Below are 20,962 nucleotides of genomic sequence, written 5' to 3'. Positions count from 1 at the left end.
ATTTAGAACGGCGAAGCGATCAGGAAGAAGCGTTGCAGCCAGCCCATGGTCTGGACTTCGTCCATGACGCCCTTGCTGCGGTACTCGATGCGGGCGTCGGCCACCTGGGTGGACGAAACAGTATTCGTGCCCGTGATGGAGCGCGGATCCACCACGCCGGCAAAGCGCACGTATTCGCTGCCGCGGTTGATGGCGATCTGCTTTTCGCCGGCGATCTGCAGGTTGCCGTTGGACATCACGCCGACCACCGTGGTGGTGATGGTGCCGGTGAAGGCGTTGTTGGCCGTGCTGTCGCCCCTGCCCTGCAACACGTTGGCGCCCTCGGCTTCGGTGTTCAGGTTGGCGTTGGCCCAGCTGTCCATGAACGAAGGCGCCGCGGCAATACCCAGGCTGGCCGAGCCGCTGCGGTTGGTGTTCGTCGCCACGTTCTTGGACGCATTGGTGCGCTCGTTCAGGACGATGGTGACGATGTCGCCGACGTTGCGCGGCCGGCGGTCTTCGAACAGGGGGTAATTGCCGTAAGTCGTGGGCTGGTAGATGGAGCCCGTGGGCTGCGCCAGCGGCATGGGCGGCGGCGGCGGCGCCGCCGTCGTCGGCCCGGTCACGATGGGCTCGGGCGGAATCATGGCGCAGCCAGCCGCCAACAGGGCCAGCGCGGACGCAAATACCAGGCGCAGGACAGACATGAGCATCACAGTTGGGTCAGGCGGGCCAGCATTTCATCCGACGTCTTGACGGCCTTGCTGTTCATTTCGTAGGCGCGCTGCGTGGTGATCATGTTGACCAGTTCTTCGGCCACGTTGACGTTGGACGTCTCGACGTAGTTCTGCATGATCGAGCCCGCGCCGTCCACGCCCGGCTGCAGCAGGTTGGCCGGACCCGACGAGTCGGTTTCCAGGTACAGGTTTTCGCCGACGCTCTGCAGGCCGGTCGGGTTGATGAACGTGGCGATCTGCAACTGGCCGATCTGCACGTTCACGCCGGCGGCGCCCGGCTGGGTCACCGACACCATGCCGTCGCTGCCGATGGTGATGGACAGGGCGTTGTCCGGCACGTTGATCGGCGGCTGGATGACGTAGCCGCTGACCGTGACGAGCTGGCCGTTCTGGTCGCGCTGCAGCGCGCCGTCGCGCGTGTAGGCCTGCGTGCCGTCGGGCAGTTCGACCTGCAGGAAGCCGCGGCCGTTGATGGCGACGTCCATTTCGCTGCCGGTGTTGTTCAGGTTGCCGGTGGTGTGGATGCGCTCGGTGGCCGCCACGCGCGCGCCGGTGCCCAGTTGCAGACCCGACGGAAGCTGGGTGGCGTCGCCCACCTGGGCGCCCGGCTGGCGCAGGGTCTGGTACATCAGGTCCTGGAACACCGCGCGGCCGCGCTTGAAGCCGTTGGTGGAGACGTTGGCCAGGTTATTGGAAATCACGTCCATGGAGGTCTGCTGACCTTCCAGGCCCGTCTTGGCGATCCACAGCGAACGCATCATGATGAAGTACTCCGGTGCCGCGGCTCGGCCGCGAGCGAAATGTTATTTAAATCAGGCGCTTACCGACAGAATGCCGTTGGCGCGTTCCGCGTTGCGGTCCGACTGCTGGATCACCTGCATCTGTTGCTCGAAGCGGCGGGCGTTTTCGATCATGCCCACCATCGACGCCATGGGATTGGTGTTGCTGCCTTCCAGCACGCCCGACAGCAGGCGCAGGCCCGGGTCGGCCGGCAGCGGCGGCGCGGGCTGGCCGTTGACCGGCGCCATGCGGAAGACGCCGTCATCGCCGTGCACGAGCTGGGCGTTGTCGGGGTTGACGAGCTTGAGCCGGCCCAGGTTCAGGATGTTGTTCGGCGGGTCGCCCGCGCCAATGGCCGTGATGGTGCCGTCCGACGTGATCGTCAGCGAAGCCTGGTCGGGCACGTCGATGGGGCCGCCCTGGTCCGACATGACAGGCTGGCCCAGCGAAGTCTGCAGGAGGCCGTTGACGCCGACCTGCAGGCTGCCGGCGCGCGTGTAGGCTTCGCCCTGCGGCGTCTGCACGGCGATCCAGCCATTCTCGCTGGCCAGCGCCACGTCCAGGTCGCGGCCCGTGGTCTGCATGGTGCCCATCTGGAAGCTGTTGCCGGGCGTGGACGCCACCGTCGACACACGCGTAGGCAGGCTCACCCCGTCCGTCACCGGAACCGAGCGGTACAGCGCGATCTGCTCGCGAAAGCCCGCCGTGTTCACGTTGGCCATATTGTTGGAGAGCGCGGCCTGGTGCTCCGTGATCCGCGCTGCGCCATTCATGGCGGTGTAGATGATTCGATCCATTGCCTATTCCGTCGGTGTCGTCGGTGTCGTCACTTGCCCTGCGGGCTTTACTTCAGGTTCATCAGGACTTGCATGATTTCGTCCTGGGTCTTGATGGTCTGCGAGTTGGCCTGGTAGGTGCGCTGGGCGATGATCATGTTGACCAGCTCCTTGCTCATGTCCACGTTGGACGCTTCGGTCGCCTGACCGACCACCGTCGACATGCTGTTGGTGCCGGGCTGGCCCAGGATCGGCTGGCCGGAAGCCGCCGTTTCCTTCCAGGCGTTGTTGCCCACGGGCTGCAGGCCCTGCAGGTTGGAGAAGTCGGCCAGCACGAGGGTGCCGACGACCTGGGTTTCGCCGTTGGTGTAGCTGGCGACCAGGCTGCCGTCGGTGCTGATGTTGATGCCGCTGAATTCGCCGGAGGTGTAGCCGTCGGGCTTGGCAACCAGCTTGTAGTTGCTGCCGTACTGGGTCGTGCCGGTGTAGTTGATCGCGACGTTCAGCGGATCGGCCGGGGTGGCGGTGCCGCCGGGCTGGGCGAAGGTCAGGTTGACCACCGGTGCGCTGGTCAGCGTGCCGGCGTTGTTGAACGTGAACTGCTGGGGGTTGCCCCAGACGCCGGCGGCCTCGGTCGTGGGCGCCATGGCCTGGCCGTCCATCGTGTAGTACACGTCGTAAACGCTGGTGCCGCCGACGGCCGGGCGCTTGACGAAGTACTGCATGACCTGGTGCGAATTGCCCAGGGAGTCGAACACCGTCATGGGCGAGGCGTTCGTGTAGGTGTCGGAGAGTTTGGGGTCGAAGGGCCGGCCGAGTTCGGTGACGGCGGCGGTATAGTCGACGTAGCCGGCAACCTGGGTAAGGTCGCCCGCCGTCACGGCGCCAGTTCCGTCAACCGTGATGACATTGGGCGCCGTGCCGTAATCGCCGGCGGGCGGCGCGTTGACCCACACGATATTGCCCACGGCGTCGCGCGTGAACTCATAGGTATCGGCGGGCAGCGGCGGCGTCGTGCCGGTCATCGTCACGGAACCGTTGACGGCAGGCGAGGTCACCGTGTCGGTCAGGTAGATGACCTTGGCATTCGCATCCAGGTTGGCCACGGTCGTGGCGCTAGTGGTGGCCAGGGGCGCCACGTTGGCCGTGGGCAGTTGCAGTTCCACCGGGTTCGCGCCGATGGAGCCGGGCGGGTAGCCGGTCAGGCGGTAGCCCTGGGCGTTGACGATGAAGTTGTTCTTGTCGACGAGGAACTCGCCGTTGCGCGTATACATGACCGCGCCGGCCTGGTCCGTCACGCGGAACATGCCCTTGGCGCCGTCGATGGCGATGTCGTATTCGCCGCCGCCGCCCGTCACGGAGCCGACCGTGAAGCGCTGGTTGATCGCCGAGACCTTGACGCCCAGGCCCACGCGCGAGCTGGCGTAGACGTCAGCGAACGAAGCGGTCGCCGACTTGAAGCCGACGGTGCCGGAGTTGGCAATGTTGTTGCCGATGACGTCCAGGTTCTGCGCAGCGGCGTTCAAGCCGCTCAATCCTTGTCCGAAGCCCATGTTTACTCTCGCTAATCGCTAATTCTTTAGTGGAAAAGCCGCCGCCCGTGCGCCGGCACCGATTCATATCCGCCTGATTCAGGCGCCGACCACCTTGCGCACGTCCAGCATGCTGGTCTGGCCGTCCAGGCCCAGGTCCAGACGCAGGCCGTTGGTGGAGTACGCCACGCTCTTGACCATGCCGTAGCTCAACACTTCCGAATTGACCTTCGTGCCCTCGGCGTCGGTCGCCAGCACGGACACGTTGTACGCGCCCGCCTCCAGCGCCACGCCGGCGTCGTTCTTGCCGTCCCATTCCAGCGTGTACACGCCGGTCTTCTGCTCGCCCAGCTCGATGGTGCGCACGACGGCGCCATTCGAATCCGAGATGCGGACCTGCACCTTGGTGGCGTCGCCCTGCAGGTCCAGACCGTACGGCGTGACCACGCGGTCCGCCGGATTGACGCTATCGACGCCGACCTTGACCTTGGTACCCGGGATCAGGACGCCCTTGCCGATCATCGACACGGCATTCATCGACTGGGATACGTCGATCTGCCCGCTGATGGCCAGCATGGTGTTCTTGAGATTGGTGATGCCTTCCACCGTGGAGATCTGCGCCAGCTGCGACGTCAGTTCCGCGTTCTGCATCGGGTTCAACGGATCCTGGTTCTGGAGCTGCGTGACCAGCAGCTTCAGGAACTGGTCCTGCAGGCCCTGCGCGGTGCTGGTGCTGGCGGCGCCAGTTTGCGCCAGGCCCATGGCCGTGGTGCTCGTGGATTGATCGACGGTGGTCATGGATACGCTCTGGCTGGAAATTAGGATTGACCGATGGTCAGGGTTTTCTGCATCAACGCCTTGGCGGTGTTCAACACCTCGACGTTGGCCTGGTAGGACCGCGACGCCGCGATCATGTTGACCGTTTCGGCCACGGGGTCGACGTTGGGCATGCTGACGTAGCCCTGGGCGTCGGCCATGGGATGCTTGGGGTCGTAGACCTGCTTGAGCGGCGACTGGTCCTGGACCACGCCGGCCACGCGCACGCCGCCGATTTCCTGCCCGAGCGCCTGGCCCGCGGCGGGGTTGACCTGGAACACGACCTGACGGGCGCGATAAGGCTGGCCGTCCGGCCCCACCACGCTGTCGGCGTTGGCCATGTTGCTGGCCGCCACGTTCATGCGCTGCGACTGCGCGCTCAGCGCCGAACCGGCGATATCGAAAATGCTCAACAAGGACATTGCCTGTCGCTCCTGTTAAAGATCAATCCTGGATGGCGGTCTGCAGGCCCCGGATGCGGCTGGAGATCAGTTGCATCGTGCTCTGGTAATGCAGGGTGTTGTCGGCGAACTGCACGCGCTCGATGTCCATGTCCACCGTGTTGCCGTCCATGCTGGGCTGGTACGGCAGGCGGTACAGCAGGTCCGTCGGACCCTGCGACACGGCCTTGGCCGGAATGTGGCGGGCGGACGTCAGCGTGAGCGACGTATCGGGCAGGCGCTTGGACCCTTCAAGGGCGTTCTGCATCGCCGCCTTGAAGTCGATGTCGCGCGCCTTGTAATGCGGCGTATCGGCGTTGGCGATGTTTGAGGACAGCACCTCCTGGCGCTGGGCGCGCAGCCCCAGTGCAGTCTGGTAGAACCGGAAATCTTCGTTGAGCCTGTCGAGCATCGTGACGCCTTCAATACGTTGCTTTGGGTCCGCACGGGGCCTGTCCAGCACACCGTTATCCCATTGGATGACGGCATGATAGGGGCCGGACCCTGAACACAATCAGCCAAATAACCCGTCATTTCTCATCCAATTCACGTATTGCCGAACGCCGCCCACTTCTACAATTCATCCATCATGAAAATCTCCGCAAGACTCCTACACGCGCGCGCCTGCCTTGCCGCCCTGCTGCTGGCCACGGCCGCCGCCGCCCAGGCGCAGGACGCGTCGGCCGCCCAGGCGCCCGAAGCAGTCGTCATTGCGGCGCAGACCTATCTGCAGGAACAGCTGGCCTCCCTGCCCGGCGAAGCGGCCATCGCCATCGACCCGCCGCGCACCGACCGCCTGACGCCCTGCGAGACTTTGTCCCCATTTCTTCCGTCGGGCATGCGGCTGCGCTCCCGCATGACCGTGGGCGTACGCTGCAACGCGCCCAAGCCCTGGACCGCCTATGTGCAGGCGACGGTCAGCGTGTCCGGCCACTACTACGTGGCCTCGCGGCTGATCGCCAAGGGCCAGGCCCTGACGCCCGCGGACCTGGACGCGCGCGAAGGCGACCTGATCACCCTGCCCCCCGGCGCCATCACCGATCCGCAGGCGGTCGCCGGGATGACGGCCGCGTTCCGGATCAACGCCGGCCAGCCCATCCGCAGTTCATCGTTGCGCAACGCCCAGTCGGTAATGCGCGGCACCAACGTGCGCATCAACGCGCGAGGCAACGGTTTCATGGTCAGCAGCGAAGGCGAGGCCCTGGACAATGCGGCGCCCGGCGCCGTCGTCCAGGTGCGCACCGCAGGCGGTCAAGTGGTCAGCGGCATCGTCCGCAACGCCACCCTGGTCGAAGTACAGCTATAGATAATGTTACAAATCGCGTTTGCGACGGGTGTGCGTATACCCTAAAGTTCCTTCGGCCCTTGTCGTTACAGAGACATAAGTAGGCGGATCCGTCGCAAACCGACCCAGGACGCCCTGCGGAGAAAACCTTGAAAATCAATTCGACCACTAACCGGCCCCTGTCGGCCGACGCCGTCGGTGCCCGCGCCGAGACCGCGGTTAGCCAGGCCTATGGCGCCGGCAGCGCCACGGGCTCGAGCAGCTCGCAAGTGGCGCTGAGTTCGGCATCGCGCAAGATGCTGGCCCTGCAAGACGGCTCGAACGACATCAACGTCGAGCGCGTCGCGGCCATCCGTGCCGCCATCGCGTCCGGGCAGCTCAAGATCGACACCGGCCGCATCGCCGACAGCCTGATCGCCAGCGCCCGCGACCTGCTGAAGTAATTCTTTCACCTTCTGTATTGAGCAGCCCGTCATGAGCCTTGTCGATGCCCTGCAATCCTGCATGAAGCAGGAAGACGCCCTGATCACCGAATTTTCCTCGATCCTCGAGGAAGAAACCGAGGTCCTGGTCGGACAGGGCAGCGTCGAGGCGCTGAACCTCATCACCGAGCGCAAGCGCGGCGTCGCCCAGCAACTGGTCGACCTGAGCCAGACGCGCGACAACCTACTCGGCGAGATCGGCCTGCCCGCCGGCCATGCCGGCACCGAACAGGCGGCGGTGCAGTATCCGCAGCTTTCCGGCGTGTGGCAGGCCCTGTTGACCAAATCGGCCTCGGCCAGCGAAATCAACCTGCGCAATGGCGCGCTCATCGACGTGCACCTGCGCTATACGCAGCAGTCGCTGGACGCCCTGCGCAACGTCGGCGTCGGCAGCGCGTCGACCTACGACGCCCAGGGCCGCGGCGCCCGCAGCGCGCCGGGGCGCAAGCCCATCGTGGCGGGCTGACGCCTTCCTGTCCTGATAAAAAAAGCGGCGTGCATGGCACGCCGCTTTTTTTTGCCCGATGGCGCGCGGGCGCCGGGTCGGTCACGCACCGCCCGTCATCTCTAGCAGCGCGAACATCTTGAGCAACGCCACCGGCAGCATCTTGCCCGACAGCTTGCGCTCGGATCCGACGCCGACGATGCCCGACAACGGGCCGCGCACGACCTCCGCGGCCGGGGAATGGGCGAGCTGCCAGCACGCCGCGCCGAGCTGCCCCGCCATCAGCGACTGGCGCGCCAGCGTATGGGCGCCATCGACCGCCGGCAACGCCTGCCAGGCGTTGGCCATGTAGCGGAAGGCCGCCTTGGCCTCGTCCTGCAGGACCAGCCAGCGCGCAATCGTGGCGGCGTCGGCCTGCGACGCGGGCAGATTCGTGGCGCCGAACAACTGGCCCGCCACCTCGCCGCTGACCGTGTCGATCAGCCGCGCGCAGACCAGGCGCACGCTGGCGCCCTGCCCCTTGGCCGGCAGCACGACTTCGGTGCCGGACGCCCACAGCGCCAACGGCACGGTCTTGCCGTCGCGCACCAGGCGCAGGCCCGGCATGTCGCCCGGCTGGCCCACCGGCAGGTAACCCACGCTCTTGCCGACCGCGTTCAGGTTGGTGGGGCATTCGTCCTGGGATACGCGCAGGCCGCCCGGGCAGCGCGCCACCCACGACACGCCCTGCTCGCTGAACGACTGCCACAGCGCGGCCGTGCCCGCCTCGAGCATATGGACCAGCGGCAGCGACGGCAGGCGTTCGCCCAGCCAGCGCACGCGCGCCGCCAGCGCCGCGGCCGGGTCCGGCTGCGCCGGGGCCGCGGGCGCGAAGGAAGTCAGCATCCCGTGCGGCAGCACGAGCTGCTGCGCCGGCGCGGCCAGCGCCGCGCCGCGGTCGCTCATCAGGACCGCGCCCAGCAGCGTGCCGCCAGGCAAGGCCTCGCCCTTCATGGCCGTCTTGCCGTGCATCACGAGCAGATTGCGGCTGCAGGCCGCGGAGAACTCGCGGCGCGCCATCGCCAGCGGCTCGTCGCCCAGCGCGGCCAGGCTCGCGCCCGCGCCGTCGCCGACATACTCGCGCCAGGCGGTGCGCGCCTGCAGGCAGGCCGGATCGTTGTCCAGCCAGGCAATGGTGTCGTCCAGACGCTGCGCGGCGGCGATCGACGCCGCCCCGCCCTGCGGCGGCAGGATGGCCGAGGCCAGCAACTGCCGGCGGCGCACGGGGTCCACGGCGTCGGGCTCGCGCGACGAGGACACCAGCGACGCCAGGTCGGCTTCGCTGGGGGTGTACAGCGCGCGGGCGCGTTCCACCATCGAGAACGCGCGGTCGATCAGCACGTCCGCGCGGGCCAGCTCCATGTGCTCGGGCACCTTCTGCCCGACCGACATGTAATGGATCGGCAAGCGGTGGCGGATGGCGGTGTCCAGGGCCGCGCCCAGGCGGGTGGCCTCGTCCAGCTTGGTGATGATGCAGCCGGCCACGTCCTCGCCCACGCCGTTGCGGTAGGCGTGCGCCACCTCGTCCAGGGTGTCGCCCTGGCTGGCGGCGTTCAGCACCAGCAGCCGGCGCACGGGCTTGCCTGCGTTGCACAGCATGGAGGCCTGCTCGGCCACCAGGCGGTCGCGCTGGCTGATGCCGGTGGTGTCGATCAGCACGATCTTGCGGTTGCCCAGCTCGGCCAGGATGCGGCGCAGCTCGCCCGCGTCACGCACCGAATGCGCGGGCACGCCCATCAGGCGGCCATAGATCTGCAATTGTTCCAGCGCGCCGATCCGGAACAGGTCGGTCGTCAGCATCGCGACCTGTTCGCGCCCTTCGCGGGCGACGCAGCGGGCCGCCAGCTTGGCCAGCGTGGTGGTCTTGCCCACCCCGGTCGGGCCGACCAGCGCATACACGCCGCCGGCCAGGAATTCGTCTTCGGACCGCAGCACGGGCAGGTGCGTCACCAGCTCGTTGCGCGCCCAGCTCAGCGCGGCCTCGGCGCCCAGGCCTTGCGGCAGGCGTTCGACCAGCGTGCGGACCAGCTTCGTGCTGAAGCCCGCGTCCAGCAGGCTGCGGAACAGCGCGGCGCCGGCCGGTTCGCGGCCCGGCCCCTGGCGGCCGCCCCACAGCAGGCCATCCATGCGGCTTTCGAGCGCGCCGCGCAAGGCGCTGATCGCGTCCTGCAGGCCGGCGGCCGTATCGCCGGGCAGGCTGGCGGGCGGGGTGCCGTGCGGCGGGCGCACCGGCGCGTCCGGCGTGCGCGCCATGGCGGGCGGCGCGGGCGGTTGTGACGGGGCGGGCGGCACGTCGGCCGCGCGCGTCGCGGGTGCGGGCGCAGGCGGCGCGGCGTAGTGGCGGGATTCCTGGTAGGCGGTGGCGGGCGCGGTGGCCATGTGGGCCGAGGGCGCAGCGGTCATGTGGGCCGCCGGCGCGGCCGATGAGGCCATGTGCACGGACGGCGCGGCGGCCGCGGCCATGCGGGCGACAGGCGCCGACGCGGGCGCAAGCGCGGGAAGTTCGACCCGCACCGCGGCGCCCGGCATCGGCGTTGCCGGGGCGGCCGGCATCGGCGTTGCCGGGACCGCCGGCGCGGCCGGGGCGCGATTCGCCGCCAGAGCGCCTGGGTTCGTCACGGACGGGGCCGGCTGCGACACGGGCGGGACAGGCTGCGATGCGGGCGGCGCGAACGAGGCCGGCGCCGTCGACGGTTCGTCCGCCGGCAGGGCTGACGCGGCGTACGCGGATTGATAAGCGGCGATAGACCGCGCGGGCGCCACGTATGCCGGCGCCGGCATCGCGGCGGGCGGCTGGAAGGACGGCATTGCCGCAGGCGCGGCGGGCGGGCGCTCGGCCCCGGCCGGCGCGGCAAACGGCGAACTCGCGGGCTGGCGTTCCTGGGGCGGCTGGGGGTAAGACGGCTGCGCGTAACCCGGCTGCGGCTGGGGCTGCGGGGTGTGCGGCTGCGGGGTGTGCGGCTGCGGGGTGTGAGCCGGCTGCGCCAGGCCCGGCCGCGCCTGACCCGGCGACTCCTGCGGCGGCGTCTGCGCGGGCGCGTCGTCGAACGCGCCATCGACGGTGGCCAGCACCTCGATGCCGCCTTCCACGCTGCGGTTCGACACGATCAACGCGTCCGGTCCCAGGGCCTCGCGCACCTGGCGCATCACGTCACGGGTGTTTGCCCCGTAAAAACGGCTGATCTTCATTGCCCGTTGCTCCCGCCGATCAGCGCCGTCACGCGGACGATGCGCTCATCGGGAATTTCCGTGTTCGACAAGACGCCAAGCTGCGGCAGATGATGCCGCAGGAAGCGCGACAGGGGCGCGCGCAAGACCGGCGACACCAGCAGCACCGGCGCATTGCCTTGCGATTCCTGCTTTTCGACCGCCAGTTGCGCCTCGCGCAGCAGCGTGTCGGCCAGGCCGGGCTCCAGGCCCCCGCTGGTCGTCATGGCCTGCGACAGCACGCGTTCGAGCTTCACATCCAGGCCGATGACCCGCAGCTCCCCTTCGCCGGGGAACCACTGCTGCGTGATGGCCCGGCCCAGCGCGCGGCGGGTCAGCGCGATCAGCTCGTTGATGTCGGGCTGGCCGCCCGAGCCGGCCGCCAGCGCCGCCAGGCGCGGACCATGCTCGGAAAGCGTGTCGATGATGGTGCGCATGTCGCGGATGGGCACCTCTTCCGACAACAGGCCCTGCAGCACCTTCTGCAGCGCGGTAAGCGACAGCGTCTTGGGCACCAGGTCCTCCACCAGCTTGGGCGCATCGCGGCCGATGCGGTCCAGCAGTTGCTGCACTTCCTGGCGGCCCAGCAGGTTCGAGCCGTGGCGGTGCATCAAGTGGTTCAAGTGCGTGGCCACGACCGTGCCGGCGTCCACCACGGTGTAACCCGCCACCTGGGCCTGATCCCGCAGCGAGCCGTCGATCCACAGCGCGGGCAGGCCGAAGGCCGGATCGGTGGTGGGCGTGCCCTTGATCTGCATCGTCACGCCGCCCGGATCGATGGCCAGCCACTGGCCCGGCATGGCGACGCCGTTGCCGACCTCGACGCCGGACAGCAGGATGCGGTAATCGTTCGGCTTGAGCTCCAGGTTGTCGCGGATGTGCACCACGGGCGGCAGGAAGCCCACGTCCTGCGCGAACTTTTTGCGCAGGCTGCGGATCCGATGCAGCAATTCGCCGTTCTGGGCGTGGTCGACCAGGGGAATCAGGCGGTAGCCGACCTCCAGGCCCAACTGGTCCACCATGGATACGTCTTCCCAACTGGCCTCGGCGGCGGCGGCTTGCGCCTGGGTGATCGCCTGCGGCGGCACCTCCTCGGCCGCCACGGCCGCGGCCAGCGCGCGCTTGCGCAGCATCCAGCCGCCCCAGCCCAGCGCGCCGGCCAGCGTCAGGAACGCGACGTGCGGCATGTTGGGGATCAGGCCCATGATGCCGATGATGCCGGCGGTCAGGAACAGGACGCTGGGGTTGGAGAAAAGCTGGCTGATGATCTGCTGGCCGATGTCCTGGTCCGTGGACACGCGCGACACGACCACGCCGGCGGCGGTGGAGATCACCAGCGCCGGGATCTGCGCGACCAGGCCGTCGCCGATGGTCAGCAACGTGTAGACGCGCGCCGAATCGCCCATCGACATGTCATGCTGGGCCACGCCCACGATCAGGCCGCCGATGATGTTGATCGCCATGATGAGCAGGCCGGCGATGGCGTCGCCGCGCACGAACTTGCTGGCGCCGTCCATCGAGCCGAAGAAGTCCGATTCCTGCGAGACCTCCGAGCGGCGCTTGCGCGCCTCGTCCTCGCCGATCAGGCCGGCGTTCAGATCGGCGTCGATGGCCATCTGCTTGCCGGGCATGGCGTCCAGGGTGAAGCGCGCGCCGACTTCCGCGATACGGCCGGCACCCTTGGTGATGACGATGAAGTTGATGATGGTCAGGATGATGAAGACGATGATCCCGACGGTGAAGTTGCCCCCCACCAGGAAGTGCCCGAAAGCCTCGATCACCTTGCCCGCGGCGTCCGGACCCGTATGCCCGTTCAGCAGCACGACACGCGTGGACGCCACGTTCAGCGACAGGCGCAGCAAGGTGGCAAACAGCAGCACGGCCGGGAACGCGGCAAAATCCAGCGGCTTGCGCGTGAACATGGCCACCAGCAGGATCATCACGGACAACGCAATGTTGAAGGTGAACAGCAGGTCCAGCAGGAACGTGGGCAGGGGCAGCACCATCATGCCCAGCACCATCACGATCAGGATGGGACCCGCCAGCAGCCGCGCATGCGCGGCGCCGTTACTCTTGAACATGGTGAGCAGTGCGCTCATTCCTTAAACTCCTTGTGCTGCGGTTTTTGCCTGCGGGTCCAGTTCGGCTGGCACGTTCAGTCTGGTGGGGGCTGTCGGTTCATGCCCCCAGCCCGAGCGCCAGGATCGTAGCTGGAAAACCCATGCCAGCACTTCCGCCACCGCGGTATACAGCTCGGCCGGGATTTCCTGCCCCAGCTCGACGTGTTGATGCAATGCGCGCGCCAGCGGCGGCGCCTCCAATGTGGGAATCCGGTTCTCGGCGGCCAGCTCGCGGATCTTGGCGGCGATGATGCCCGTTCCCTTGGCCAGCACGACCGGCGCGCCGCCCTTCGATTCGTCGTACTTCAGCGCCACCGCGTAGTGCGTGGGGTTGGTCACCACCACGTCGGCCTTGGGCACCTCCGACATCATGCGCCGGCGCGCCGCCTGGCGCTGCTGCTGGCGGATGCGGGCCTTGACGTGCGGATCGCCTTCGCTTTCCTTGTGCTCCTGGCGCACGTCTTCCTTGGACATCCGCAGCTTCTTCAGGTGGCTGAAAATCTGCCAGGGCACGTCCAGCATCACGATGATCAGCAGGGACGCGACGATGAAGGCGCAGCACATCGCCACCAGGCTGAGCGCCTTGGTCAGCGCGGCCGACGGCGCCACGTGCATCAGGCCCAGCATGTCGTCGTGATAGCGCCAGATTACCCAGACCGCCACGCCGCCCACCAGCAATGCCTTGGCCAGCGCCTTGACCAGTTCCACGACGGTCTGCGCCGAAAACATCCGTTTCAGGCCGGCCAGCGGGCTGAGCTTGGAAAAGTTGGGCTGCAGGGGCTTGGTCGAAATGATGATCCCGCCCAGCACGACGCTGGACAGCACGGCGATCACCGCGAGCAGGCCGAAGATCGGCAGCAGCGTCAGCAGGGCATGGCCAAAGCCGCTGACCGCCTGCTCCACCATCACGCCCGGGTCCAGCGCCACGCGCTGGTCGAACGCCAGCCCGCTGCGCAGCACGCCGCTCAGGCCCTCGTACAGCGATCCGCCGCTCGCCCAGATGGCGCCGACTCCGACCGCCAGCATCATGAACGTCCCCAATTCCCGGGAACGCGCAATCTGCCCCTCCTCGCGCGCCTTTTCCAGGCGCCTTGGAGAGGCGGCTTCGGTTTTCTCGAGGTCGCTTTCTTCGGACATGCTCTACGGGATCGTTGCGGCTCGCTGACGTGGAAATGCAAGCCGCCCGCCGAGATTCTAGGAGGCGGCGGGCCTGAGCGATATGCCAAGAAGCGGGAAGAAAGCGGCGCTATTCCCCGATGCGCCGCCGGCGGCTACGCCGCCCCTCCCGGGCGGGGCGGTTCAGCCTGCCGCCTGCGCCACCGGGTGGCCGGCGCCCTGCCCGTCCAGGACGGCCTGGAAGCGGGCATAGTCCAACCCGATACGCACCGCGCCCCAGTGTTCCGGCCCCAGATAAATGGGCAGGGAGATGTCGTTGACGATCTCGCCCGTGTCGCGCGAATACGTCTGGAACAATTGCGCGCCGGTATTGGCGGCCAGCCGCGCGCCGACGGGATCGTCGAAGATCCGCTTGTTCCGGACCCGGGCGATATCGATCTTGGGATCGCCGGTCGGCGCGTGCGAGAAGCGGCTGTTGTGGGCGGGTGCGTAGCCCCGGTTGTCCACCAGGATGGTGTAGATGGCGCCGGGCACGGCCTCCAGCACACTGTCCAGCAGGCGCGTGAGGGGCTCCTCGATGGTCCGGTCATAGGCGGTGTGGTAGCGCGGCGGCTCGCTGCCGGGAATGCGCTGGTAGTGGCGGTCGAACACGTCGAGCCCGCGCCGCCGGGCTTCCTGCAACAGGCTGCCCGCCGCGTCGGCAAAGGCCTCCAGCGAATCGGACAGGCTGTCGAACGCCGTGTCGCCCGTGCGCATGTCGGCCAGCACCTCTTGCACGCTTTCGGTCTGCCGGCGGATGCGGTCGATCTCGCCGGACATGCTGCCCACCCGCTCCAGCACGTCCGCGCTCAGGGCCGCGATGCGCCCCACTTCCTGGCTCATGCCGTGATTGGTGGCGTCGACCTCGCCGATCGCCTGGACCACGTCGCCGACCTGCCGGTTCATGCTGTCGAAATCCCGCACGAAGCGTTCAAAGCCGCCGCAGGTGCGGTCCAGCACCGCGCCCGAGGCGTCCACGTCATCGCGCAGCGTGCCGGTCTGGCGCTGCGTGGACGACACCAGGTCCAGCATCTGCGTCGTGTGGCGGCCGATGTCGCTGGTGGCGGTGTTGACGCGCTCGGCCAGCCGGCCGACCTCGCTGGCCACCACGGCAAAGCCCCGCCCCGCGTCCCCCGCCCTGGCCGCCTCCACGCCCGCGTTCAAGGCCAGCAACTGGGTCTGCAGCGCAATGTCCTTGATCACCTTGCTGATGTCGCCGACCGACTGCGCGCGCGCCGCCAACTGCCCCACCACCTCGGTGAAGGCCGCCATCTCCCGCGTCATGCGGTCGACCCGTTGCTTGACGTCGGTCAGATCGGCCAGCGCCTGCTGCGCGGCATGCAGGTTCTGGCCGGAGACCGCCGCGATCTCGCGGGCGTGCGTGGAGGTCGAGGCGGACAGGTCGGCGATCTGGGCGCCGCTGGCCGCCAGCGCCTCGGCCGCCCGCGCCTGCTCGCGCGCCAGCAGCGAACAGCGGCCCGCCTGGAACTGCGTGCGCGCCGCATTGAGCGCGATCTCGATACTGGATTGGCGCACCGTCATGACCCGCACGCGGATCTGCGCCAGGAAACGGTACAGCGGCCATGCGGCCGGACTGATGGACAGGGCGCGCTCGGACAGCATCGCGTCGCCGCGGTTGAGCCGTCGCAACAAGCCCCACATGCCGCCCAGGCGGAATACGGATCTGGCCACAATGAACCTCCTTTCCCTGGCCCGGACCGCCTTCTGCGGGCATCCATGGCCTGGCGCGCGTGGGCGCGCCTTGTCTCGCGCTGCAAGGCCCCGATTATTGTTGGCAGGAGTCTATCGGCCGGGCGGCGTTTGCGCCCTTAGGGAATACGTCAGGAGGCGGATGTCCGGCACCTCTGGAGCGTGCGGGCGGCAAGACCTGCGTCTTGCGCCCATGCCGGACATCGCGGCCGGGCTCAGAAGCCCAGGCTGGCCAGCAGGTCGTCGACCTGGTCCTGGCTGGTGACCACGTCGGTCTTGCCCTGCGGGTTGATCTGCGGGCCGTTGAGCAGGCTGTTGGCTTCGTCGCGGCGCTCTTGCGGCACGTTGTCCAGCAGCACCTGCAGCAGCTCGCGCTCGATCGCACCCACCACATCCATCATGCGCATGATGACCTGGCCCGTCAGGTCCTGGAAGTCCTGCGCCATGATGATTTCCATGAGCTTGGACTGGGTCTGCTGCGTCTGATTCGGCACGTCGGCCAGGAAGGCCCGCGTGTCCTTCACCAGTTCGCGCGCCTCGGGCATTTCCAGCGGCTGGTCGTACCACTGCTGCCAGCGGCTATCCAGCGCCTGCGCCGAACGCGCCATGTTGTCCTGGATCGGACCGGCCTGTTCGGTGGCATTGAGCACCCGGTTGGCCGCCTGCTCGGTCATCTGCGCCACATAACGCAGACGGTCACGCGCGTCGGGAATGGCATTGGCCGCGTCCTTGATCGCCTGATCCAGGCCAAGCTCGCGCATGCTGTCGCGCAGCATGCGGGTGAGCGAGGCGATGCGATGGATCAGGTCGGGCGACTCTGTCGGGTCAACTGTTTCCGTTGAGCTCATCACACACCTCAGCCGCCAATTTTTTCGAAGATCTTGTTCAGCTTTTCTTCCAGCGTCGCCGCGGTGAAAGGCTTGACCACGTAACCGTTGGCGCCAGCCTGGGCCGCCGCAACGATGTTTTCCTTTTTGGCTTCCGCCGTCACCATCAGCACCGGCAACGAGGCCAGCGACGCATCGGCGCGGATCTGCTTGAGCATCTCCAGCCCGTCCAGGTTGGGCATGTTCCAGTCGGACACCACGAACTGGAAGCCGCCGTTGCGCAGCTTCTCCAGGCCAATGGCGCCGTCCTCGGCCTCATCCACGTTTTCGAAACCCAGCTCTTTGAGCAGGTTGCGGATGATCCGCCGCATAGTGGGGAAGTCATCCACCACCAGAATCTTCAGGCCCTTGTCTACCATCTTTCACTCCAGAAAAAATTTGCTTGAGATCGATCGTGGCGTCAGTCCGCGTCAAACGCGGTGCCCACGGTCGCCCAGGCGAGTCAGAATGCGTTCGCTCATCGCCGACAACGGCACCACTTCAGAAGCAGCCCCGATGGCGATGGCCTCGCGGGGCATGCCGAAGACCACGCAGCTCGCTTCGTCCTGCGCGATCGTGTGCGCGCCCGCCCGGTGCATGGCCAGCATGCCGGCGGCGCCGTCCTTGCCCATCCCCGTCAGGATCACGCCGATGGCGTTCTTGCCGGCCGCGACGGCTGCGGAGTTGAACAGCACGTCCACCGACGGGCGGTGGCGGTTGACGGGTTCGCTGGCTTCCAGCTCGATCACGTAGTTGGCGCCGCTGCGGCCCAGCCGCATGTGCGTTTCGCCGCCCGGCGCCAGATACACGTGCCCGGGCAGTACCCGTTCGCCATGCACGGCCTCGCGCACGGTCACGGCGCACAGGGCGTCCAGGCGCTGCGCGAACGAGCGCGTGAAGCCGGCCGGCATGTGCTGCGTGATCAGGATGGCGGGGCTGTCGGGCGGCAGCGGTTGCAGCACTTCGCGGATGGCCTCGGTGCCGCCCGTCGACGAGCCCACGATGACCAGCTTTTCCGAGCTGGACAGCGGACGCCGCAGCATGGCCGGCGGCGCGGCCTGCGCCGCATGGGGCGTGGGCGCGCGCAGCTTGGCGCGCGAAGCGGCGCGGATCTTGTCGGCGATGAGTTCGGTGTATTCGAGCAGGCCGTCGCGGATGCCCAGCTTGGGCTTGGTGACGAAATCGATGGCGCCCAGTTCCAGCGCGCGCAGGGTGATTTCCCCGCCGCGCTCGGTCAGCGACGACACCATCACCACCGGCATGGGGCGCAGGCGCATCAGCTTTTCCAGGAAATCCAGCCCGTCCATGCGGGGCATTTCCACGTCCAGCGTCAGCACGTCCGGGTTGTGCCGCTTGATCAGCTCACGCGCGACCAGCGGATCGGGGGCCGTGGCGACCACTTCCATATCCGGCTGGCTATTGATGATTTCGGTCATCAAGCCGCGCACGAGCGCGGAGTCGTCCACACACAAAACACTGATTTTCTTCATATTCTTTGCTGCCCTGGCCCGGTCAGGCCTTATTTGCGCATTCGTAGACCGTCTGCCCGCGCAGGCGGAAATCGCGGCTGATGTACGTAAAGTTCTCGGAGTGGCCGGCAAACAGCAGGCCGCCCGGCTTCATCAGCGGCACGAACCGCTCCAGGATCTTGGCCTGGGTCGGCTTGTCGAAATAGATCATGATGTTGCGGCAGAAGATCACGTCGAATTTTTCCGTGATCCCCCACGACGGCGACAGCAGGTTCAGCGTCTCGTATCGCACCATGTCGGCGATCTCGGGCCGCACCCGCACGTGCCCTTCGTTCGCGCCGCGCCCCTTCAGGAAGAACCGGCGCAGGCGGTCGGCTTCCATCTTCGCGACGCGCTCGTACGGATAGACGCCGCTACGCGCCTTGTTCAGCACGTTGGTGTCGATGTCCGTCGCCAGCACGGTCGAGCCCGCGGCGCGCGGGCCCAGGGCTTCGGTCAGCGTGATCGCGATGGAATACGGCTCTTCGCCCGTGGACGCCGCACAGCACCAGACCGACACCGGTCCGCCGCGCTTCTTGGCAAAGTCCGCCAGGATCGGGAAGTGGTGCGACTCGCGGAAGAACGCCGTCAGGTTCGTCGTGAGCGCATTGATGAAGTCTTCCCACTCCGCCGCGTCCGGCTCGTTCTCCAGGCTGTCGAGATAGCTGGCGAAGTCCTGCCCGCCCAGGGCGCGCAGCCGCCGCGCCAGACGGCTGTAGACCATCTCGCGCTTATGCGTGCCCAGCGAAATGCCGGCGCGCGCGTGGATCATCTTGCGGACGCGGGAAAAGTCCGCGTCCCGGAAGTCAAACTGGCGGTCCACCGGAATGGACGGGGCCGTAGTCGCCGAAGTTGCCACGCGTATCCTCAGCGTCCCAGCGCAGGCGCATCGGGCGCTTGCAGGCGGGCATCGTCATAAGTGGCGTGCACCGAAGACAGGCGATGCGCCGGCACTTCGATGACTTCGCCCGTGTTGATCTTGAACACCGCAACCGCTTCGGCCAGGCGCTGCGCCTGTTCCTGCAGCGAGCCGGCGGCGGCCGCGGCCTCTTCCACCAGCGCCGCGTTCTGCTGCGTCACTTCGTCCATCTGCGACACCGCGCGGTTCACCTGGTCGATGCCGCTGGATTGTTCCTCGGACGCCGCCGAGATCTCGCCCATGATGTCCGTCACGCGCTTCACCGAGGCCACGATTTCCTGCATCGTCGCGCCGGCGCGTTCCACCTGTTGCGAACCCGCGCCCACCTTGGACACCGAATCCTCGATCAGGCCCTTGATTTCCTTGGCCGCTTGCGCGCTGCGCTGCGCCAGCGAGCGCACTTCGCCCGCCACCACCGCAAAGCCCTTGCCCTGCTCGCCCGCGCGCGCCGCTTCCACCGCCGCGTTCAGCGCCAGGATGTTGGTCTGGAACGCGATGCCGTCGATGACCGACACGATTTCCGAGATCTTGCGCGAGCTGGCCGAAATGCCTTCCATGGTGTTGACCACTTCCGACACCGCCGAACCGCCGCGCTCGGCCACGTCCGATGCGCTGGCGGCCAGTTGATTGGCCTGGCGCGCGTTGTCCGCGTTCTGCTTCACGGTCGAGGCCAGTTGCTCCATCGAAGCGGCGGTTTCTTCCAGCGAAGCGGCCTGCTCTTCGGTGCGGCTGGACAGGTCGGTGTTGCCGGCCGAGATCTCGCGCGAACCGACGTTGATCTCGTCCACGCCCCGGCGCACCGCGCTCACGGTGCGCGCCAGGCTTTCCTGCATGCGCTTGACGGCGGCCATCAGCGCGCCGATTTCGTTGGTGGAATTGACGTCCACGCGCACGGTCAGGTCGCCAGCGGCGATCTTATCGAAGCTTTCGCCCACGGCGCGCAGCGGACGAAGCACGACGCGGTTCATGAAGAGGAACGCGCCCAGCGAGACCGCCAGGATCAGCACGGCCAACGCGATGTAGACATAGGCCATCACCGAGGCCTGGGTGCGGGCCGAGGCCACCAATTCCTGGCTGTACTTATTGATGTTGTCCGCGAATTCGCCAAGCTGCTTGGAAAAGAGCCCGCTTGCGGCGCCCGTCTTGGTGTTCTTCAACGTCAGGTAGGTCGCCGAGTCGCCCTTGTCGAGCGCGGCCATCATGCTTTGCAGGGAATCGGCGAAGCCATTGAACGCAGCCAGCAGTTCGCCTTCCGAACGCTTGCCCAGGTCGCTCTGCTTCGGCGTGGCCTTGAACGCCTCCATCTTCGTCTTGGCGTCGGCGATGAGCTGCTGGACGATGCGCGAGTTCTCGGCGGCGCCGTTCGCATCGCCCGCGGCGCGCTGCGCGGCGGCGATGTCGGCACGAATGGTCGCCCGCAGCATCTGCGTATAGGAATCCTTGATCAGATTGCTCTGCTGGACGCTCAGAGAATCCAAAGCGTTGATCGCCCGCGTGTTGGACTGCATGCTGTTCCAACCGAGGACGATGGCAACGAGCGCGGCCAGAGCTACTGCCAATTGGGCAAGCATCAAGCCTGTGCGCACCTTCAGATTGCTAAACATTTCCGTAGTTCCGGTAGTCGTCCTGGCGGCGCTCCCCGCGCCGCCGGGCCGTAAAGGGGATGTTCTCTACTTCCTGTTCACTGCACTGGCGGAACGATCCGTCAGAAAGACTCCCAATCGTCATCCGAGGGCGGCGCACGGCGCGCGGCGGGAGCCTTGGGGGCCGCCGCGGCAACGTCCGCCGCATCGGTGGCGCGCGGGGCCGGCCGGCGCACGGGGCGCGCGGCGGTCGCGCCCGCCGGCTTGGGCCGGGCAACCTGCGTCAGACGGGGCGCGGCCTTGGGCGCCGGTTCGGGCTGCTCCGCCGGCTGGGCGGGCGCCTGCTCCGGCGCCGCCTGCGGCGCCGCCACGCGGGCGGCCGGACGGTGCTGCTGCGCCAACTGGCGCGCCGGCACGTCGATCACTTCGCCCGCATTGATTTTGAACACCGACACGGCTTCGGCCAGGCGCTGCGCCTGTTCCTGCAGCGAACCGGCGGCGGCCGCGGCCTCTTCCACCAGCGCCGCGTTCTGCTGCGTCACTTCGTCCATCTGCGACACCGCGCGGTTCACCTGGTCGATGC

General features: G+C 67.6%; 19 protein-coding genes and 1 pseudogene. 3 read left to right on the top strand and 17 right to left on the bottom strand.

The features are described from left to right. Positions 1-2: 2 nt before the first annotated feature. The 7 genes from BMW75_RS28615 to flgB form a co-directional block, all read right to left on the bottom strand. Positions 3-692, bottom strand: coding sequence for a flagellar basal body L-ring protein FlgH (locus BMW75_RS28615; RefSeq protein WP_092582857.1), 690 nt, complete (start codon positions 690-692; stop codon positions 3-5). Further along, entirely contained in the window at positions 692-1,477 is a 786-nt protein-coding gene (flgG, locus tag BMW75_RS28610) for a flagellar basal-body rod protein FlgG (protein ID WP_076521344.1), read from the bottom strand. Before flgG ends, BMW75_RS28615 begins: the two co-directional genes overlap by 1 nt. 51 nt (positions 1,478-1,528) lie before the next feature. Next, a complete protein-coding gene (locus BMW75_RS28605; RefSeq protein WP_092582856.1) occupies positions 1,529-2,293 on the bottom strand; it encodes a flagellar basal body rod protein FlgF in 765 nt (254 codons plus the stop codon). A gap of 47 nt (positions 2,294-2,340) precedes the next feature. Beyond that, positions 2,341-3,825 carry a flagellar hook-basal body complex protein gene (locus BMW75_RS28600; RefSeq protein ID WP_092582855.1) on the bottom strand — a complete coding sequence of 495 codons (1,485 nt, stop codon included), beginning with the start codon at positions 3,823-3,825 and terminating at the stop codon, positions 2,341-2,343. A 78-nt stretch (positions 3,826-3,903) separates the two neighbouring features. After that, positions 3,904-4,602, bottom strand: a complete 699-nt coding sequence (locus BMW75_RS28595) for a flagellar hook capping FlgD N-terminal domain-containing protein (RefSeq protein ID WP_092582854.1) — start codon at positions 4,600-4,602, stop codon at positions 3,904-3,906. Between the two features lie 20 nt (positions 4,603-4,622). Continuing rightward, complete coding sequence (gene flgC / locus BMW75_RS28590; protein WP_092582853.1) at positions 4,623-5,042, bottom strand: flagellar basal body rod protein FlgC; 420 nt, start codon at positions 5,040-5,042, stop codon at positions 4,623-4,625. A 22-nt stretch (positions 5,043-5,064) separates the two neighbouring features. Continuing rightward, a complete protein-coding gene (gene flgB / locus BMW75_RS28585) occupies positions 5,065-5,472 on the bottom strand; it encodes a flagellar basal body rod protein FlgB (RefSeq protein ID WP_076521349.1) in 408 nt (135 codons plus the stop codon). 177 nt (positions 5,473-5,649) lie between these two features. Here flgB and flgA point away from each other — a divergent pair, with 177 nt between their 5' ends. The 3 genes from flgA to BMW75_RS28570 all read left to right on the top strand — a co-directional run bounded on the left by flgA (position 5,650) and on the right by BMW75_RS28570 (position 7,293). Then, a complete protein-coding gene (gene flgA, locus BMW75_RS28580; RefSeq protein WP_076522137.1) occupies positions 5,650-6,366 on the top strand; it encodes a flagellar basal body P-ring formation chaperone FlgA in 717 nt (238 codons plus the stop codon). A gap of 128 nt (positions 6,367-6,494) precedes the next feature. After that, positions 6,495-6,788: a flagellar biosynthesis anti-sigma factor FlgM gene (gene flgM, locus BMW75_RS28575; RefSeq protein WP_092582852.1), complete on the top strand. Its 294-nt coding sequence runs from the start codon at positions 6,495-6,497 to the stop codon at positions 6,786-6,788. 31 nt (positions 6,789-6,819) lie between these two features. Then, positions 6,820-7,293 carry a flagella synthesis protein FlgN gene (locus tag BMW75_RS28570; RefSeq protein WP_092582851.1) on the top strand — a complete coding sequence of 158 codons (474 nt, stop codon included), beginning with the start codon at positions 6,820-6,822 and terminating at the stop codon, positions 7,291-7,293. Between the two features lie 81 nt (positions 7,294-7,374). On the opposite strand, the gene flhF is transcribed toward BMW75_RS28570, so the two are convergent. The 10 genes and pseudogenes from flhF to BMW75_RS28520 all read right to left on the bottom strand — a co-directional run. Further along, the gene (gene flhF / locus BMW75_RS28565; protein WP_371467922.1) at positions 7,375-9,840 is read right to left on the bottom strand and encodes a flagellar biosynthesis protein FlhF; all 2,466 of its coding nucleotides are present in this window, start codon (positions 9,838-9,840) and stop codon (positions 7,375-7,377) included. Positions 9,841-10,496: 656 nt separating this feature from the next. Beyond that, positions 10,497-12,617, bottom strand: a complete 2,121-nt coding sequence (gene flhA / locus BMW75_RS28560) for a flagellar biosynthesis protein FlhA (RefSeq protein ID WP_076521353.1) — start codon at positions 12,615-12,617, stop codon at positions 10,497-10,499. 3 nt (positions 12,618-12,620) lie between these two features. Next, positions 12,621-13,775: a flagellar biosynthesis protein FlhB gene (gene flhB / locus BMW75_RS28555; RefSeq protein ID WP_076521354.1), complete on the bottom strand. Its 1,155-nt coding sequence runs from the start codon at positions 13,773-13,775 to the stop codon at positions 12,621-12,623. A gap of 162 nt (positions 13,776-13,937) precedes the next feature. Further along, positions 13,938-15,485, bottom strand: a complete 1,548-nt coding sequence (locus BMW75_RS28550; RefSeq protein ID WP_254792154.1) for a methyl-accepting chemotaxis protein — start codon at positions 15,483-15,485, stop codon at positions 13,938-13,940. Between the two features lie 233 nt (positions 15,486-15,718). Beyond that, complete coding sequence (gene cheZ / locus BMW75_RS28545) at positions 15,719-16,351, bottom strand: protein phosphatase CheZ (RefSeq protein ID WP_076521355.1); 633 nt, start codon at positions 16,349-16,351, stop codon at positions 15,719-15,721. Between the two features lie 8 nt (positions 16,352-16,359). Continuing rightward, entirely contained in the window at positions 16,360-16,749 is a 390-nt protein-coding gene (cheY, locus tag BMW75_RS28540) for a chemotaxis response regulator CheY (protein WP_056316584.1), read from the bottom strand. A 51-nt stretch (positions 16,750-16,800) separates the two neighbouring features. Beyond that, positions 16,801-17,859 (bottom strand): protein-glutamate methylesterase/protein-glutamine glutaminase, encoded by a 1,059-nt coding sequence (locus tag BMW75_RS28535; RefSeq protein WP_092582849.1) that lies wholly within the window; start codon positions 17,857-17,859, stop codon positions 16,801-16,803. Between the two features lie 22 nt (positions 17,860-17,881). After that, positions 17,882-18,736, bottom strand: a complete 855-nt coding sequence (locus tag BMW75_RS28530) for a CheR family methyltransferase (protein ID WP_092582848.1) — start codon at positions 18,734-18,736, stop codon at positions 17,882-17,884. Positions 18,737-18,744: 8 nt separating this feature from the next. Then, complete coding sequence (locus tag BMW75_RS28525) at positions 18,745-20,400, bottom strand: methyl-accepting chemotaxis protein (protein ID WP_092582847.1); 1,656 nt, start codon at positions 20,398-20,400, stop codon at positions 18,745-18,747. A 101-nt stretch (positions 20,401-20,501) separates the two neighbouring features. Next, positions 20,502-20,962, bottom strand: a pseudogene (locus BMW75_RS28520) (methyl-accepting chemotaxis protein); the annotation flags it as partial.

Source organism: Achromobacter sp. NFACC18-2 (assembly GCF_900108985.1).
Lineage (GTDB): Bacteria > Pseudomonadota > Gammaproteobacteria > Burkholderiales > Burkholderiaceae_B > Achromobacter.
The sequence above is the reverse complement of the archived record's forward strand: the minus strand, read 5'-3'. Positions and strand labels throughout refer to the sequence as shown.